15 protein-coding genes are annotated in these 16,032 nt (G+C 65.7%); 12 read left to right on the forward strand and 3 right to left on the reverse strand.

All coding sequences use genetic code 11. The features are described 5' to 3' along the window. Positions 1-204: 204 nt before the first annotated feature. The 7 genes from BGO46_RS10860 to BGO46_RS10890 all read left to right on the forward strand — a co-directional run bounded on the left by BGO46_RS10860 (position 205) and on the right by BGO46_RS10890 (position 6,159). A complete protein-coding gene (locus tag BGO46_RS10860; RefSeq protein ID WP_292674106.1) occupies positions 205-1,242 on the forward strand; it encodes an ABC transporter permease in 1,038 nt (345 codons plus the stop codon). Between the two features lie 2 nt (positions 1,243-1,244). Beyond that, positions 1,245-2,036: an ATP-binding cassette domain-containing protein gene (locus BGO46_RS10865; RefSeq protein WP_292674104.1), complete on the forward strand. Its 792-nt coding sequence runs from the start codon at positions 1,245-1,247 to the stop codon at positions 2,034-2,036. A gap of 17 nt (positions 2,037-2,053) precedes the next feature. Then, positions 2,054-3,013, forward strand: coding sequence for a sugar ABC transporter substrate-binding protein (locus BGO46_RS10870; protein WP_292674101.1), 960 nt, complete (start codon positions 2,054-2,056; stop codon positions 3,011-3,013). Next, positions 3,010-3,810 carry an alpha/beta fold hydrolase gene (locus BGO46_RS10875; RefSeq protein WP_292674098.1) on the forward strand — a complete coding sequence of 267 codons (801 nt, stop codon included), beginning with the start codon at positions 3,010-3,012 and terminating at the stop codon, positions 3,808-3,810. The genes BGO46_RS10870 and BGO46_RS10875 overlap by 4 nt, the downstream gene beginning before the upstream one ends. Before the next feature lie 71 nt (positions 3,811-3,881). Beyond that, positions 3,882-4,940 (forward strand): LacI family DNA-binding transcriptional regulator, encoded by a 1,059-nt coding sequence (locus tag BGO46_RS10880; protein WP_366246827.1) that lies wholly within the window; start codon positions 3,882-3,884, stop codon positions 4,938-4,940. A gap of 8 nt (positions 4,941-4,948) precedes the next feature. Continuing rightward, positions 4,949-5,239: a putative quinol monooxygenase gene (locus BGO46_RS10885; RefSeq protein ID WP_292674095.1), complete on the forward strand. Its 291-nt coding sequence runs from the start codon at positions 4,949-4,951 to the stop codon at positions 5,237-5,239. After that, positions 5,236-6,159 carry a PfkB family carbohydrate kinase gene (locus BGO46_RS10890; RefSeq protein ID WP_292674092.1) on the forward strand — a complete coding sequence of 308 codons (924 nt, stop codon included), beginning with the start codon at positions 5,236-5,238 and terminating at the stop codon, positions 6,157-6,159. The genes BGO46_RS10885 and BGO46_RS10890 overlap by 4 nt, the downstream gene beginning before the upstream one ends. Positions 6,160-6,412: 253 nt before the next feature. Here the strand turns inward: BGO46_RS10890 and BGO46_RS10895 are convergent, their stop codons facing one another. Beyond that, a complete protein-coding gene (locus BGO46_RS10895) occupies positions 6,413-7,660 on the reverse strand; it encodes an IS256 family transposase (protein ID WP_292674088.1) in 1,248 nt (415 codons plus the stop codon). A gap of 50 nt (positions 7,661-7,710) precedes the next feature. Between BGO46_RS10895 and BGO46_RS10900 the strand changes: the two genes are divergently transcribed. Together BGO46_RS10900 and BGO46_RS10905 are read left to right on the forward strand one after the other, a co-directional pair. Then, a complete protein-coding gene (locus BGO46_RS10900) occupies positions 7,711-8,184 on the forward strand; it encodes a tyrosine-type recombinase/integrase (protein ID WP_292674086.1) in 474 nt (157 codons plus the stop codon). Positions 8,185-8,358: 174 nt separating this feature from the next. Then, positions 8,359-9,363, forward strand: coding sequence for a LacI family DNA-binding transcriptional regulator (locus BGO46_RS10905; RefSeq protein ID WP_292674084.1), 1,005 nt, complete (start codon positions 8,359-8,361; stop codon positions 9,361-9,363). A gap of 15 nt (positions 9,364-9,378) precedes the next feature. Here the strand turns inward: BGO46_RS10905 and BGO46_RS10910 are convergent, their stop codons facing one another. Continuing rightward, a complete protein-coding gene (locus tag BGO46_RS10910) occupies positions 9,379-10,515 on the reverse strand; it encodes a family 1 glycosylhydrolase (protein ID WP_292674082.1) in 1,137 nt (378 codons plus the stop codon). 186 nt (positions 10,516-10,701) lie between these two features. After that, a complete protein-coding gene (locus tag BGO46_RS10915; protein WP_292674079.1) occupies positions 10,702-11,967 on the reverse strand; it encodes an ABC transporter substrate-binding protein in 1,266 nt (421 codons plus the stop codon). A gap of 257 nt (positions 11,968-12,224) precedes the next feature. Here BGO46_RS10915 and BGO46_RS10920 point away from each other — a divergent pair, with 257 nt between their 5' ends. Genes BGO46_RS10920 through BGO46_RS10930 form a run of 3 tightly spaced genes read left to right on the forward strand, consistent with a single transcriptional unit; the run spans position 12,225 to position 15,504 of the window. Further along, entirely contained in the window at positions 12,225-13,094 is an 870-nt protein-coding gene (locus BGO46_RS10920; RefSeq protein WP_292674076.1) for a sugar ABC transporter permease, read from the forward strand. Continuing rightward, positions 13,091-13,948 (forward strand): carbohydrate ABC transporter permease, encoded by an 858-nt coding sequence (locus tag BGO46_RS10925; RefSeq protein WP_292674074.1) that lies wholly within the window; start codon positions 13,091-13,093, stop codon positions 13,946-13,948. Before BGO46_RS10920 ends, BGO46_RS10925 begins: the two co-directional genes overlap by 4 nt. Before the next feature lie 32 nt (positions 13,949-13,980). Then, positions 13,981-15,504: an alpha-N-arabinofuranosidase gene (locus tag BGO46_RS10930; protein WP_292674252.1), complete on the forward strand. Its 1,524-nt coding sequence runs from the start codon at positions 13,981-13,983 to the stop codon at positions 15,502-15,504. The last annotated feature ends 528 nt before the right edge of the window (positions 15,505-16,032 follow it).

Consider the following 16,032-nt stretch of genomic DNA (forward strand, 5'->3'; position numbering starts at 1 on the left):
TGCTCCGGGGTGTGACGCTTCCTGCTGTTCGTCATAATCTGACCAGTCTCCCTGCCCGAACCCTCGGGCGACAGGACGACTCACACAACGACTGGACCTACAAAACGGGGTCAGTCCAGTCGCAATGAACGAACTCGATGAGGAGGAACGATGTCACAGACTTCCCGTCTGGCCGAAGAGCCAGCGCCGCCGACACTGCCGGGGGTGAATCTCCGGCAGACGAAGGCGAAGTCGACGGCTGATCGTCTGCTCGATGTGGCGCTTCGCATCATCCGTCTCGGACCGGTGCTCGTGCTCGTGCTGATGCTCGCCATCTTCGCCATCGTGAACCCGGTATTCCTGAGCCCGGGCAATCTGGTCGACCTCGCGGTGCAGACGACGCCGATCCTGCTGGTGGGGCTCGGCCAGCTTCTCGTGGTCATCACGCAGGGCATCGACCTCTCGGTCGGCGCGATCGTCGGCTTCGCGTCGGTAGCGGGCTGGTTCATCTGGCAGCAGTTCTCTCTGCCCGGGTGGGCCGCGCTGTTGGTGGTCGTCGCTATGGGCGCGTTCTGGGGCCTCGTCAACGCGATCGTCATCGTGAAGGTGAAGATCGCCAACCCCTTCATCGTTACGCTGGGCACGCTCTATGCGGTGGGCGGACTCAGTCTGCTCATGACCAAAGGCACGCCGAAGATCGGGCAGAGCGATGTCATCCTCTTCCTCGGCAGCGGTCAGATGAACTTCTTCGGACTCGCCGTGCCGATGCCCATCGTCGTTGCGATCATTGTGACCGCGCTCGTCGGACTGCTGCTGTATTACTCACGGTGGGGTCGATGGATCTACGCTGTGGGCGGCAACCCCGAGGGCGCGGTCCGTGCGGGGATCCCCGTCGGAGCGGTCCGGATGTCCGTCTTTATCCTGAGTGGCGTCCTCGCAGGCGTCGCCGCAGTCGTCCTCTCCGGACGCATCGCGGGCGCCGACGCCAACCTCGGCAAGGGCATGGAGCTGCTCACCATCGCTGCGGTCGTGATCGGCGGCGGCAGCTTCTTCGGCGGCCGCGGGACGATCTGGAATGTCGTCGTCGGCGCCCTGATCGTCGTCGGCATCCGCAACGGCCTGAACCTCAGCGCTCTCGACTCCAACTGGCTCGCGATCGTGATTGGTGCCGTCCTTGTACTCGCGGTCGGCCTCGACGGTTTGCGCTCCTACACCGAATCCGCCGTGCGGCGTAGTCGCGCCCGACGAGCAGAAGGACTGTGACCATGGCCATCGAGAAGATCTCCCACGCCACGGACGAAGTGGTCCTCGAACTCGAGGGCGTCTCGAAGTTTTTCGGACCCGTGACTGCGCTGTCGCGCATCGACCTCACGCTGCACCGCGGTGAGGTGCTCGCGCTCCTCGGTGACAACGGCGCGGGTAAGTCCACTCTGGTTCGCATCCTCAGCGGATTGCACAAGCCCGATGCCGGCACGATCTCCGTCAGCGGCGTGCAGACGCAGTTCCAGCGACCGCAGGATGCCCGCGCCGCGGGCATCGAGACCGTGTACCAGGATCTGGCGCTGTTCGACAACCTCACCGCCGCCGAGAACTTCTTCGTCGGGCGCGAGCCGTACGGCCCGAAATGGATGGGCGTTCTCGCCCCGGTGGGATTTAAGGAGATGCGTCGCCGCACTGCGGCACGCCTGAGCGAAATGGCCGTCGGCATCAAGGATCCGTCGATGCCGGTTGGATTGATGTCGGGTGGTCAGCGTCAGGCGATCGCGGTCGCCCGAGCCGAGCAGTTCGCGCGCAACATCATCATCCTCGACGAGCCCACTGCGGCGCTCGGGGTCCGTGAGACCCGCTCGGTTGTGGAGATCATCAAGTCACTCCCCGCGAAAGGCATCTCGGTGATTCTCATCACCCACAACATGCAGCAGGCGACGGAGCTCGCAGACCGGGCCATCGTGCTGCGCCAGGGCCACAAGGTCGGCGAGGTCATCGCCTCGCCGGAGAACGAGCAAGAGATCGTCTCGATGATCGTCGGAGCCACGGGCGCTCCGCATCGAGTGTGAGAAAGGCAGACACAATCATGAAGAAGACAACGAAGTCGCTGCTTGCCGTCACGGTGGCGGGCGTGCTCGCGCTGAGCGGATGCGCGGGATCGGGAGGCGCGTCGCCGAGTGGGGATGCCTCCGGAGGCCTAACGATCGGTGTCGTGCTCTCCGACGCGTCGAACCCGTTCTTCCAGACGATGGCGGATGCCATCAAGGAGGCCGGTGCCGCCGCGGGCGTGGAGATCATCGAACGCTCCGCGCCGGTGGGCACGGACAACGAAACCTTCAACAACAACGTCGACAGCCTCATCACGCTCGGCGTCGACGGTTTGATCACGGCACCCATCAGCGCCTCCAACCAGCAGGCGCTCCAGCGTGCCGTCGACAAGGGCATCCCCGTCGTGGAGCTCGACTCGGCGATCGCGGATTGGGGCGGCTCGATCGCAGAGATCCAGACGGACAACGTTCAGGCCGGCTCCGACGCGATAGACCTGCTCGTCGAGGGCCTGGACGGGAAGGACGTCAACGCGATCATCATCAACAACACGCTCGGATACAAATCCGTGGATGACCGCACCGAGGGAGCCAAGGCGGCGATCGAGGCGGCTGGAGCCACCCTCGTGCAGGTCGTCGATGGCGGAGTCTCGCAGGCCGAGGCTCAGTCGAACGTCGAGACCGTCCTGCGCGCACACCCGGAGATCAACGCGATCATGGGAACCGTATCCGTGTACGCGCTCGGAGGCATGCAAGCACTGCGCACTGCCGGGGTGGACGACGGCTCCGTTCTCGTCACCGGTGTCGACGGCTCTGACGCCGAGTTCGAGGCGATCGAGGCCGGCACCTACTACGGCACGGCCGCGCAGCAGCCTGCCGAAATGGGACGCATGGGCCTGCAGGCGATCCTCGACTCCCTCGACGGCAAGGACGTGGAGGCCTCGATCCTGGTTCCGCCGGTCAAGGTGACCGCCGCGAACGTCGCAGAGTTCCTCAAGTGAGCGCCACGGCGGAGATCGCCGAGGTGCATCGCGACCTCGCAGACGGAACCATCTTTATTCGAGAGTGGCCGGTCACTGACCCTGAGATTGTCCTGGTCATCGCGCACGGCGGCGGGGAGCATTCCGGCTATTGGACGCGCACCGCACGGTGGGCCAACGAGACGCTCGTCGCCACCGTGGCGGGCCTCGACTTCCCCGGGCACGGGCGGTCGAGCGGGGAGCGCCTCGAGGTCGACGATCTCGACGAGTGGGTCGACGCGCTCGCGCTACTCATCGAAGACCAGCGCGCACAGCACCCCGGACTTCCGGTGGTGCTGCTGGGTCACTCGATGGGCGGTCTGACGTCGGCGCGATACGCGCAGCGCGCTGATCGGGCGATCGACGCGCTGGTGCTCCATGCGGCCGCGGCGATCCCGGTCGAGCACCTGAGCCTGGAGCCGGTCGAGATGACGCTCGAGGAGATGACGGCTGACCCGGAGCTGCAGCACGTCATCGAGACGGATCCCTATCGCGTCGCGGCCCCGTTGCCGAAGAGCGCCAAACGCGCCATTGAGCGCGCGACTGCTCAAGCGATGGACGCGACACCGCTCGGCTCGCTCCCCGTGATCTGGCTGCACGGGCACGACGATCGGATGGTGCCGATCGCCGGTGCGCGAGCAGCGTTCGGGCGGCTCGGCGCCGACCGCGGTGCGCTGCTGACCTACCCGGGCATCGGCCACGGTGGGATCCTGGAGAATCGCTCCGCGCAGATGCGGGCTGACTTGGCCCAGGCGCTCACTTTGCTGCTCGACGCCTGAGTGCAAAACCCGTTCCGGCGCCGACGCGAACTCCGTCGGCGCCGGAACGACCAAGACCCTGAGGAGGTCGCGTGCCACCGATCACCCCCCGCGACGAGTCATCGCGCGGCAGCAGACCACGGCCGACGATGAAGCACGTCGCCGCGCTCGCCGGTGTGGGCCTGAAGACGGTGTCGCGTGTCGTCAACGGCGAGCCGAACGTCTCGGAGGAGACGGCGGCCAGAGTGAGCTGGGCGATCGCCGAGCTCAACTACCAGGCCGATCTCAATGCAGGCAACCTCAAGCGCGCGAACGGTCGGACGATGTCGATCGGGCTCGCCCTGGGGAGCGTCGCGAACCCGTTCGCTGGCGCGATCCACCGGGCGATCGAGAGCACAGCGTGGGAGCGCGGAACGACCGTCTTCGCCGCCAGTATCGAAGACGACCCTCGCAAGGAGCAGGCGGTCATCACGGCGTTCCTCCGACGTCGCGTGGACGGGCTGATTCTGACCACGGCATCCCCGGATCACGCCTATCTCGCCCCCGAGGTCGCCCGCGGCACTCCGGTGGTGTTCATCGACCGTGAGCCCGTGGGTGTGAGCGCTGACGCGGTCGTGTCGGAGAACGCCTCCGGTGCGGCGCTCGCGACGCGTCACCTGCTGAATCGCGGCCACCGCCGCGTCGCCTACATCGGCGATCGCTCCGACATCCAGACCGCGCGCGAGCGCCTCCGTGGGTTCTCGGAGGAGCTCGCGCGCGCGGGCATCCCCGCAGGCGACGTGCCGGTGGTGCCGGACCAGCACACCATCGAGCAGGCCGAGGCCGCGGTTGGTGCACTGTTGTCCGGGCCGGCCCGTCCGACCGCGATCTTCACGAGCCAGAACCTCGTCACCATCGGTGCCGTGCGGGCGCTACGCACGCTCGGCCTGCATCGCGATGTCGCGCTGATCGGCTTCGATGACTTCCCACTCGCTGACCTACTCGAGCCGGGCGTGACGGTCGTCGCTCAGAACCCCGAGCGCCTCGGGCTGGTTGCCGCCGAACGCATCTTCTCGCGCATCGACGGCGACGAAGACCCGGCGCGCACCTTCACGATCCCGACCCAGCTCATCGAGCGCGGATCGGGAGAGATCCCCCCGAGAGAAAGCTGAGCGCATCGATGCGGATCATTCTGTACGCCGAATTCCGTGCCCTGCCGGCCCAGGCGGAGCACGTCCACGCACTGATTCACTCTCTCGCCGAAGACGTGCGCACAGAGCCCGGCAACATCGAGTTCTCAGTATTCGTCGAGAAGGACGATCCGCGCTCCTACTTCGTGTTCGAGATCTACCGCGACCAGGGGGCGTTCGACGCTCATCTCGCCTCCCCCTGGACCGCGGCGTTCAATGACCGTATCGCGGGGCTCATCGAGCAGCCCGAGACGCAGCTGACGATGCTGGCGGACGTGTGAGCGACACAGACGCAGCGGTCCTGATCATCGGCGAGGCGCTCATCGATGTCGTCGAGCGCGAAGGGGAGCGCACCGAGCACGTCGGAGGAAGTCCCGCCAACGTCGCGATCGGCGCCGCGCGTCTCGGTGCCGACGTGGAGCTGTGGACGGCGATCGGCGCCGACGCGTACGGAGGCCGTATCGCCTCACACGTCTCGTCATCCGGTGCGCGCCTGGGGCCGCACTCCGTCCGAGCCGCCGCGACCGCAACCGCCGTCGCCGTGATCGACGACAAGGGCAGCGCACGGTATCTCTTCGACATCGGATGGGAGCCGGCCTTCGGGCCCCTCGGCATCCGCCGCGTCGTGCACGCTGGCTCGATCGGACTGTTCCTCGAGCCGGGTGCGGATGCGGTGCTCGCGCTCCTCGAGGACGCGGCGCGCGACGGCGCGCTCGTCACCGTGGATCCGAATGTCCGGCCCGCTATCACTCCCGACAGAGCTCAGGTCGTCGCCCGGTTCGAACGCGCCGTCCGCAGCGCGCACCTGGTGAAGCTGAGCGACGAAGATGCCGCGTGGCTCTATCCCGGGACCGACGAGGACGAGGTCGTGCGTCGCATCAGCGAGCTGGGCGCACTCGTGGTCCTCGTAACCCGGGGCGAGCGCGGCGTGCGAGCCCGGACAATGCAGCGGGATATCGTCATGCCGGCGTTCGTCGTCGATGTCGCCGATACCATCGGCGCGGGCGATGCCTTCATGGCCAGCCTTGTGGACGACCTCGCCAGTCAGGGCGCCCTGACCGACGACCGATTGGGCCTCGTCCTGCGGCGCGCGCTCGCCGCAGCAGCGATGACGGTCACCATCCCCGGCGCCGATCCTCCGCTCCGCGATCAGCGGGATGCCTTCCTATTGCAGTCGGGTTGCGATCGACGGGTGACATAAGACGGGAGTTCGCACAGTCGAGCGCGGGATCCTCGAAGCTAGGATCCGTCAGGCCGAGCCATTTGGCGAGCGCATGAGAGCCTGTCGGAGTGTCTCCGACGGCGGTGCGGAGCGCGGATTGCGAGACATCCTTCCTGCTCGCTTTGCTGAGCGAAGATTGTCTGGAGCCCCAGGCGGCCGTCCCGCGCCGCGGTCTGTGGGGTCAAGCCCCAGCACGTGGTGTAGTGGTCGGTGATCCTTCTGCTGTTGTTGTTTAGGCGCTGAGCTCGAGGACCGGTTCGGTGTTCACCTCGCTTCCGGTGTCGGCGACGAGGGTGAGGCGGGACTTGGCGAGGATCTCGAGGCCGAGGTAGCGGCGGCCCTCGACCCATTCATCGGTTTGCTCGGCGAGGACGGCGCCGACGAGGCGGATGATCGCGTCGCGGTTGGGGAAGATGCCGACGGAGTCTGTGCGGCGGCGGATCTCCCTGTTGAGACGCTCGTTGGGGTTGTTGGACCAGATCTGCTGCCAGAGCCCGTCGGGGAACCCGGTGAACGCGAGGATGTCCGCCCGCGCGTTGTCGAGGTGCGTGAACGCGTCGGGGAGCTTTTCCTCGACGTAGTCCAGGAGCCGGTCGAACTGGGCGTTGACCGCGTCGGCGTCGGGTTGGTCGTAGACGGAGTGCAGCATCGCCTTCACCGCCGGCCACATGCTCTTCGGGCAGACGCTCATCAGGTTCGCTGCGTAGTGGGTTCTGCAGCGCTGCCAGACCGCGCCGGGCAGGTTCGCTGCGATCGCGTCCACGAGCCCGGCGTGGGCGTCGCTGGTGACGAGGCGGACCCCACCGAGTCCGCGGGCGACGAGGTCGGCGAAGAACGAGTTCCACGCGGCCCCGGTCTCGCTGGTCGCGACGCGGAGGCCGAGGACTTCGCGGTGTCCGTCAGCGTTGACGCCGGTCGCGACGAGCACGACCGCGTTGATCACCCGGCCGCCCTCACGGACCTTCATGGTGAGGGCGTCGGCGGCGACGAAAGTGAACGGGCCGGCATCTTCGAGAGGGCGGTGCCGGAACTGGTCGACGTGTTCGTCGAGGTCCGCGGCCATCCGAGACACCTGCGATTTCGAGAGGGAGTGGATTCCGAGGGCCTTGACGAGCTTGTCCATCCGGCGGGTGGAGACGCCGGCGAGGTAGCAGTCCGCAACGACAGTGATCAACGCGGTCTCGGCCCGTTTCCGGCGCTCGAGGAGCCACTCCGGGAAGTACGTCCCCTGACGGAGCTTCGGGATCGCGACGTCGATCGTCCCGACGCGGGTGTCGAGGTCACGGTGGCGGTAGCCATTGCGTTGCGCGGTGCGGTCGGGGCTGGGCTTGCCCCACTCCGCGCCGATGACGGCGTCCGCGTCAGCGGACAGGAGCGCGTTGATCGTGGTCTGCAACAGACCGCGCATCAAATCGGGCGACGCGTCGGTCAATGCTTCAGCAAGCACGCTCGCAGGGTCGACAATATGAAGTGCGGTCATCGTGATGATGCCTTCGAGTGGAGGTAAGAGACTTCTCGAAGGATCACACGGTGACCGCGCTCACGTCTTGCGACGAGCCGGCCACCGCGGGCTACACCACCTTATGGGGCACTACTGACCTTGAAGGTCGCACCCGGGAGTACACACCCAAGAGCCACAAGGAGCGGGACGTTCCTATCGCGGCGGCGTTGGTTCCGCACCTACGGGAGGCGATGGAAGGGAAGTCGAGATCCGCGCTGGTATTCACCGGACCGAAGGGTGGCCGGATCAATGGATCCAACGTCCGCAGAGCTGTGAAGTGGGATGCACTCCGCGTCCAACTGGACCGGGACGACTACCGGTTGCACGACCTGCGTCACACGCTCGCCACATTGCTCTTCGACGGCGGAGCCGCTGCGAACGATGTGCAGGCGATCATGGGTCACTCAACATTGCAGATGACCGAGCGATACAGTCGAGCGCGTTCCGACGCCGCGCGCCGCGGGGCGGAGCGGCTCGACTCCCTCTTCGGCGGGAGCCACTGAGGCGCGTGAGTGCCGGTGCGAGGCGCGCATATCGCCGGGTAACCGAGCCTGGGCGAGGACATCATTTGATCGGGCGTCGCCCTCTTCGCGTGGCGAGCTGCCAACCGTACACAACGTTGTAACGTGGATTGCACTGGGTCCACTGGCCCCAGGTGGACGAGCGAGGGGATGAGGATGCCGGCGACCTTGCACGACGTGGCCAAGCTGGCGGGCGTCTCAATTAAGACCGTCTCGAATGTCGTCAACGACTACCCGAGCGTTCGCCCCGAGACTCGGCAGCGGGTGCAGGATGCTATTGCCGAACTCGACTATCGCCCGAACCTCTCCGCCCGCAATCTCCGCTCCGGACGTAGCGGGGTCATCGGTTTGGTGCTTCCCGAGCTGAGCCTCAGCTACTTTGCCCAACTGGCGGATGCCGTCATCGCGCGAGCGGATCATCACGGTCTCGTCGTCCAGATCGAGCAGACCGGTGGCGATCGCTTGCGCGAGCTCGCCGTGCTCACGAGCTCGCGAACCCGGATGGCTGATGGGCTCATCTTCAGCCCGCTCGGGATGGAGCAGGGAGACGCTGACCGTCTGCGGGTGTCATATCCGCTCGTCCTTCTCGGTGAGCGGATCTTCGGTGGTCCGGTCGACCACGTGACTATGCGTAACGTCGAGGCGGCTAGAGCCGCGACGCGGGTGCTCGTCGAATCTGGCCGTCGCCGGGTGGCTCTGGTCGGAGCGCATCCCGGCGAGGTGATGGGTTCGGCCGCGCTGCGACTGATGGGCTATCGCGCTGCACTGGACGAGGCGGGTCTCACCTTTGATCCAGCTCTGATTGAGAGCGCGGGATTGTGGCACCAGGCCGAGGGAGCCGAAGCGGTCAAGCGGCTGCTGGCATCTGGCGTGGAGTTCGATGGAGTCTTCGCGATGAACGATGCCCTCGCTCTCGGCGTGCTGCGGGTTCTTCACCAGGAGCGGATGAGGATCCCGGAAGAGGTGGCGGTCATCGGCTTCGACAATATCGACGAGGGTCAGTACGCGATGCCGAGCCTCACCACGGTTGACCCGGGTCGAGCCGAGATTGCACGCCAGGCGGTCGATCTGCTCGTTGAGCGCATCGCTCGCCGGGCGCCGATTGACGAACCGCGCGAGGTCCTCGTGGACTTCGAGGTGCTGCGGCGCGAATCCGCATGAGCCGGAGCCGGCCGATCAACCGAGCCGGCGGGTCGCGACATCACGGAAGACGTCGGCGACCGGGGTGTGCACCCGTTGGAGCACGCCGTCTGCATCCTCCTCGAGCGCCCATAGACCCATCCTGAGCAGGTGGTCCATCGCGGGGCCGTCGGAGTGCCGGTATGTCCACTCGAACATGTCGGTAATGCACCACCACGTGTACCCGACGACATCCACGCCGTCGGCGCGCAGCTCATCCACGGCGCCGACCGACGCATGCAGCCAATCGATACGCTCCTGCACAGTGCCGGTGTAGCCCGTCTCGGTGAGGAAGACGGGTTTGTCGTATCGATCGGCGAAGGTCGTGAGCACGTCCTTGAGGCCGGCAGTGCCCGCGTTGCGGCGAGGCCGTAACGAGCCCGGGCCGCCGCCGAGGACGACACCTTTCTCGAAGAGCTCGGTGGAGTGCTGCGGGTAGTAGTTCACGCCGACCACATCCGGCTGTGCAGTGTTCGCACGGGCCCACGCGAAGTCGTCGTCGGTGAAGCCGTTCGCGCGCAGGTAGGGAACGAGGGGATGATCGTCATCCACGCGGCCCGTGACGAGGTCCTGCACGACGTACGCGCGGTGGCGCAGATGCTCGATGGTTTCGGCGTGGGCGTCGAGGTCGCCGTCGAAGCGGAACGAGGCCTCGACGTGAACGAAGTCGGCCGCCGGATCCATCTCGGCGATCGCGCGTTGGGTATGCACGATGCCTTGGGAGATGCCCTTCAGGACTGACGTGAACCCCTTGTCGCCGGTGAGGTAGGGCGGCCAATGGCCGAACTCCCCGCAGTACATCACGTTGAGCAACGGCTCATTGGCCGGTGTGTAGTGGCGGATGCGCCCCCGGTAACGCTCGGCGACGGTGGCCGCGTACTCGGCGACCCGCTCAGGGTAATCGCGGGAGACGAATTCGTCTTTCAGCCAGAGCGGGGTGCCGTAGTGGATGAGGTCGGCGACCAGATCGATCCGGTGCTCATCGAACCAGTCGATGATCCGGTCGAGCCACGACCAGTCCCATTGCCCCTTCTCGGGATTGACCCGGTACCAGGGGATGCCCCAGCGCAGCAGCGTGGCACCGGAGTCCTCGCACAGGTTCAGGTCGCGCTCCCAAAAGCGGTAGTGCTGCATGAGGTCATACTCGTCGAGCGCGCGCCGCCCGGGCGCAGCTTGCGGGATGAATGTGTCTTCAACCCCGAGGGCGAAGTGCAACTGGCCGTCTCGGTACCAGGGGGTGGCCGACATCAATCTCTTCCTTTGTTGCGATGCGGGGGTGCCCGATCTGCTCGAGCACCCCCGCACCAGTACTGATTGGTATTACTCTGCCAGGATCGCCGACATGGCAGACTGGGCGGTCGTCAGCAGCTCGGCCGGGTTTCCACCGGCGAGGGCCTTCTGAGTGGCGGTGTCGAGCTCAGCCAGCACGTCGGTAGACGGGATGACTCCCGGCAGGAGTGCCACGCCGTATTGCGACTGCTCCGTCAGGGCGGCGACGACCGCGTTCTCCGAGACGTCGGCCGCGGCGACCTCGGTAGTGAGAGGGGGCCAGCCCGACGCCAGCGACCAGGTCACCATGTTGTCCTTCTGGTAGAACCAGGTCAGGAACGTGCCGATGGCGTCGCGCTCCTCAGTGCTCGCCTGCGATGTGACCGTGAGGTCGACCGCGAGGGCCGAGGCGTGGATACCAGCCGGCCCGGCAGGAAGAGCGGCGATGCCGTAGTCGATGCCCGCGCCTTCGGAGACACTCGCCATCCAGGGCCCGGCAAGGGTCATCGCGGCCTTGCCAGCGCTGAACAGGCCGTCTGTATCGACCCCGGATAGGCCGGCGGGCGAGATCTTGTCGTCCTGAACGGCATCGCTCCAGAAGCTGAGGGTCGCCGCGTTCTCGGGCGAGTCGATGACCGCTTCACCGTCCGTGGTGACGACATCTCCGCCGCCGCTCTTGAACAGCGACACCCACACACCGTTTCCGACAGTCGCATGATCGGCGAGGGCGAGACCGTACTGCTCGGGTGTTCCGTCGCCGTCCTCGTCGACAGTGAGCGCCTTAGCGGCCGTGACCCATTCCTCCCATGTGGTCGGAACCTCCACGCCTGCGGAGTTGAAGAGGGCCTTGTTATAGAACATCGCCAGCGGGGTGAAGCTCAGCGGCGCGCCGAAGCGCTCGCCGCTGACAACGCCCGTCGCAACGGCCTGCTCGTTGAGCACCGCGGCGCCGCTATCGTCAGCGTTGTACCAGTCGTCGAGCGGCTGGAGCGCGCCCTGCGAGGCATACACCGGAATGTTCTCAGGCGGAAGCGCAAGCAGCTGCGGTCCCGTCTTGGAGGTGAGGGCGGGGAGCACGGTGTCGAGAATGGTGCCCCACGGCTTGGTCGCGGAGGTGATCTCGATGTCGTCCTGGGAGGCGTTGAATTCCTCAACGAGGCTGTCGAGCACCTTGCCGTCGGCCTCGGTGTAGCCGTGCCAGAAATCGATCTCGATCTTCTGGCCGTCAGTGCTCTCGGGCGCGCCCTGTGCAGTGCATCCTGCGAGCGTGATGACTGCTGCCGTGCCCAGCGCGGCGTAAGCGAGGGTCTTTCTCATCAGCGGAGATTCCTTTCGACATCAATGTCGACGCGTTGTCGGGTCGTCTATACAACGATGTAGGTAAACGTTGCAATCTCATGGTGGGGGAGCGCGGCGGCGCTGTCAAGTCACGACTTGACACCGAACGGCAATGGTTCCTACCGTGGCAGTACAACGTTGTAGTTGGAGGATTGATGACGACGACCGCCGCCCCTCGGCGCACCCCTTACCGTCCGCCGGCGCGGATGGGTGGTCGAGGCCCCCTGACCGCGAACATGAGGCGGCGCCTCACGATCCTTGTGTTCCTGCTGCCCGCAGCGACGGTGCTGGCCGCTTTCGTGTTCTGGCCGATGATCAGCGCGTTCCTCATGTCGTTTACGAACGCCAACGGCTTCCGGACGCCGGAGTTCATCGGCCTCGACAATTACGTCACGGTGTTCACCGATGCTCAGGTGCTGCGGTCGATGGTGAACACGCTCCTCTACGCGGCTCTGTTCACTCCCGCAGTCGTCGTCACCGCGCTCGGACTCGCCCTTCTGCTGAACGATCCTCGTCTCCCGCTTCGCGGCATGTTCCGCACCTGGCTCTTCCTGCCGTTCATCGTGTCGCTCGCCGTCGCCGCGTTCGCCTGGCAGTACCTGCTGGACCCGCAGATTGGTCTTCTCAACTACTGGATGCGGGGGTTCGGGCTTCAGATCGGCAACGTGTTCCAGGATCCCGCCCTCGCCATGCCGGCGGTAGCGATGATCGCCGTCTGGAAGACCTTCCCGTTCTACATGATCGTGTTCCTCGCCGGACTGCAGGACATCCCGCCCTCCCTCTACGAAGCTTCTCGGATGGACGGCGCCGGGGCGTGGGGTCGCTTCCGCCACATCACACTCCCTCTGCTCGGCAACACGACCGGCTTCGTCGTGGTGATCGCCACGATTGCCGCCCTGCAGGCGTTCGACCAGATCTACGTGCTCACCGGCGGCGGACCCTACCGCAGCACCCAGACGGTGGTCATGCAGATCTACCAGTCCGGCTTCAAGGACCTCGACCTCGGCTTCGCCTCGGCACTGTCGTACGTGCTGCTGGTCGCCACGCTCATCCTCGGACTTGTGCAGTTCTGGCTGAGCAGCAGGAAGGCGGAGGCTGCCGTATGAGCACTACCACCCTCGCTTCCGGCACGTCGGCACTCAGCCGAAGGATCGCGCCGGCGCTGCTGTTCCTCATCGCGCTGGCTGCGACTCTGATCACACTCCTTCCCATTGCGATCGTTATCTTCACAGCGTTCAAGCCGACCGCGGAGGTCAATGCCTTCCCGCCCACGCTGCTGCCCGAGGCGTGGACGCTGGCGAACTTCGAGCGCATCTTCACCGATCTGCCGTTCGCGCGGCTCATCGTCAACAGCTTCGTCTTCGCCGGCGGTGTGACACTGCTCTCACTGACATTCGACGCGCTGGCCGCGTATGTGCTGGCGCGCATCGACTTCCGTGGGAGCCGCATCCTGTTGATCGCGCTAATCGGCAGCCTGATGATCCCGTTCCAGGCGACGCTGATCCCGGTGTACCAACTCGTCGCAGACCTCGGTTGGATCAACTCCTACGCCGGGCTGATCGCTCCGCGCGCCGCGGACGCCTTCGGCATCTTCTTCCTACGGCAGTTCTTCCTGTCGCTGCCGCGCGATCTCGACAGCGCGGCGCGCGTCGACGGCGCTTCCGAGGTGCGGATCTTCCGCAGCATCGTGCTGCCCAACGCCGTACCGGCGCTCGTCACGCTGGGCGTGTACAACTTCGTCAACAACTGGAACGACCTCCTGTGGCCGCTGGTGATGACGACGGATCCTGAAATGGGCACCATCACGTCAGGACTGACCGCGCTCACCGGGCCGGGAGGCATCATCCCATTCGGGGTAATGATGGCGGGCTCACTTATCGCGCTGCTCCCCCTGGCCATCCTGTTCCTCTTCCTTCAGCGCCGATTCGTGGCGAGTGTCGCCTCAACGGGGCTCAAATGACACAGCCGATCATCACCAGAGAAAGCGACCGTATGCCGTCCGCACACCTCAGCATCAACCCTCACTCCGTGATCGGCCCGGTGCGCCGCAAGCTGTTCGGGGGATTCGTCGAGCACCTCGGGCGCCACGTCTACGACGGCATCTACGAGCCGCAGCACCCCGCGGCCGACGCGGACGGCTTCCGCTCCGACGTGATCGAACTGGTCAAGGAGCTCGGTGTGGATGCCATCCGGTATCCCGGTGGCAACTTCGTATCTGGCTTCCGCTGGGAGGACTCCGTCGGCCCCCGCGAAAACCGCCCGCGCAGGCTTGACCTCGCGTGGCACTCGACGGAGACAAACGAGGTCGGCCTTCACGAATTCGCCTCGTGGCTGGAGAAGGTCGGCAGCGAGCTGATGCTCGCCGTGAACCTCGGCACGCGGGGCACACAGGAGGCGCTGGACCTGCTCGAGTACGCCAACATCCGCGAGGGCACGGCGCTCAGCGATCAGCGGGTGACGAATGGACGCGAAGAGCCGTTCGATGTGCGCATGTGGTGCCTGGGGAACGAAATGGATGGCCCATGGCAGATCGGGCACCGTTCGGCCGATGACTACGGGCGCATCGCCGCACGCACGGCCAAGGCTATGCGGCAGCTCGATCCTCGCATCCAGCTTGTGGTGTGCGGCTCCTCGAGCGCACACATGCCGACCTTCGGGGAATGGGAGCGCACCGTGCTCCAGCACACATACGACGACGTCGACCTGATCTCATGCCACGCCTACTACGAGCAGACGGGCGACGATGTGGGGAGCTTCCTCGCTTCGGCGGTCGACATGGACGGTTTCATCGATGCGGTCGTCGCTACCGCCGATCACGTCGGCGCCGCGCGCAAGTCTGCCCGGAAAATCGACATCTCGTTCGACGAGTGGAACATCTGGTACAACAGCCGGTTCGAGAACGTCGACAAGATCACCGGCATCGATGAATGGCCCGTGGCCCCACGCCTGCTGGAGGATGCGTACTCCGTCGCCGATGCCGTCGTGTTCGGCAGCCTCATGATCTCCCTGATCAAGCACTCCGACCGGGTCGCCTCCGCTTCGCTCGCTCAGCTTGTCAACGTGATCGCGCCGATCATGACCGAACCAGGCGGGCCGGCATGGCGGCAGACGACCTTTTACCCCTTCGCCCTGACCTCACGCCTCGCCCGCGGGCAGGCGCTGCGCGTGGCGATCGAGTCGCCCACGTACGAGACCGCTGCGTACGGCACCGTGCCGCTTGTGGATGGCGTCGCAACCTTCGACGAGGAGACCGGCACAGGCGCGCTCTTCCTCGTGAACCGGCACCAGTCCGAATCGATTGATGTAGAGGCCGGAATTGAGATGCTGCGCGAAGTTCGCATCCTGGAATCCCACAGCCTTCACGACCCCGACATCAACGCAAAGAACGTACTGGAAGATCGGGAGCGTGTGCGACCCAAGGCCAACTCCTCCGCCACGGTCAACGGAGCGCTGCTCACTGTCACGCTACCGGCCGTGTCATGGACTGCCATCGCATTCGAAGTCGCAAAACCCTAGGCTGGGCCAGCGTGTGCCGGAGGCCTCGGAGACCATCCATGGCGCAACGGCGCGGCGCGCTCGGTTGAAGGCGCATCCGCCGAGGGAGCCCACGCGCGAGACTGACTCCAAACAAGGCGGCGCCATCTGTGCCGGGAATGTGCCGGGAACTCCGCGAAAACGACCGTGACGAACTAGCGTTAACGAGCACTCGCGCCGCGGAATTACGCGGGTAGTGAATGCTACTGAGCACCCGCAGGACCACCAGAACTAACTGAAAATCGTGAGGTCACGGGATCGACGCCCGTCGGAGCCACAAGGACCGTCGTTACAACGGTCCCAGAAACCCTCGCCTAGCTTCTACATGGCGGGGGTTTTGCTTAGCCCAGGTCAGGGGTGGTTTTTAAGCTCGGTCTTTGCGCAAGGCTGCGAGACGAAATGCGGTCGCTCCGTCCGCACTTTGAGCGAACGCAGGGCAACGAGACGCCGCCGGCAGAGGGCCTTCGGGCCGGTCTGAGGCCGGTCGCCTGTCGAAAACAGCTCTGACGC

The organism is Microbacterium sp. 70-16, assembly GCF_001898315.1.
In the GTDB taxonomy this organism is placed as follows: Bacteria; Actinomycetota; Actinomycetes; order Actinomycetales; family Microbacteriaceae; genus Microbacterium.

What these genes read in the sequence shown, in the direction of transcription:
- BGO46_RS10865 (WP_292674104.1), top strand. Translation starts at nt 1,245, where the DNA reads ATGGCCATCGAGAAGATCTCCCACGCCACGGACGAAGTGGTCCTCGAA.
- BGO46_RS10870 (WP_292674101.1), top strand. Translation starts at nt 2,054, where the DNA reads ATGAAGAAGACAACGAAGTCGCTGCTTGCCGTCACGGTGGCGGGCGTG.
- BGO46_RS10885 (WP_292674095.1), top strand. Translation starts at nt 4,949, where the DNA reads ATGCGGATCATTCTGTACGCCGAATTCCGTGCCCTGCCGGCCCAGGCG.
- BGO46_RS10895 (WP_292674088.1), bottom strand. Translation starts at nt 7,660, where the DNA reads ATGACCGCACTTCATATTGTCGACCCTGCGAGCGTGCTTGCTGAAGCA.
- BGO46_RS10905 (WP_292674084.1), top strand. Translation starts at nt 8,359, where the DNA reads ATGCCGGCGACCTTGCACGACGTGGCCAAGCTGGCGGGCGTCTCAATT.
- BGO46_RS10910 (WP_292674082.1), bottom strand. Translation starts at nt 10,515, where the DNA reads ATGCAGCACTACCGCTTTTGGGAGCGCGACCTGAACCTGTGCGAGGAC.
- BGO46_RS10915 (WP_292674079.1), bottom strand. Translation starts at nt 11,967, where the DNA reads ATGAGAAAGACCCTCGCTTACGCCGCGCTGGGCACGGCAGCAGTCATC.
- BGO46_RS10920 (WP_292674076.1), top strand. Translation starts at nt 12,225, where the DNA reads ATGAGGCGGCGCCTCACGATCCTTGTGTTCCTGCTGCCCGCAGCGACG.
- BGO46_RS10925 (WP_292674074.1), top strand. Translation starts at nt 13,091, where the DNA reads ATGAGCACTACCACCCTCGCTTCCGGCACGTCGGCACTCAGCCGAAGG.
- BGO46_RS10930 (WP_292674252.1), top strand. Translation starts at nt 13,981, where the DNA reads ATGCCGTCCGCACACCTCAGCATCAACCCTCACTCCGTGATCGGCCCG.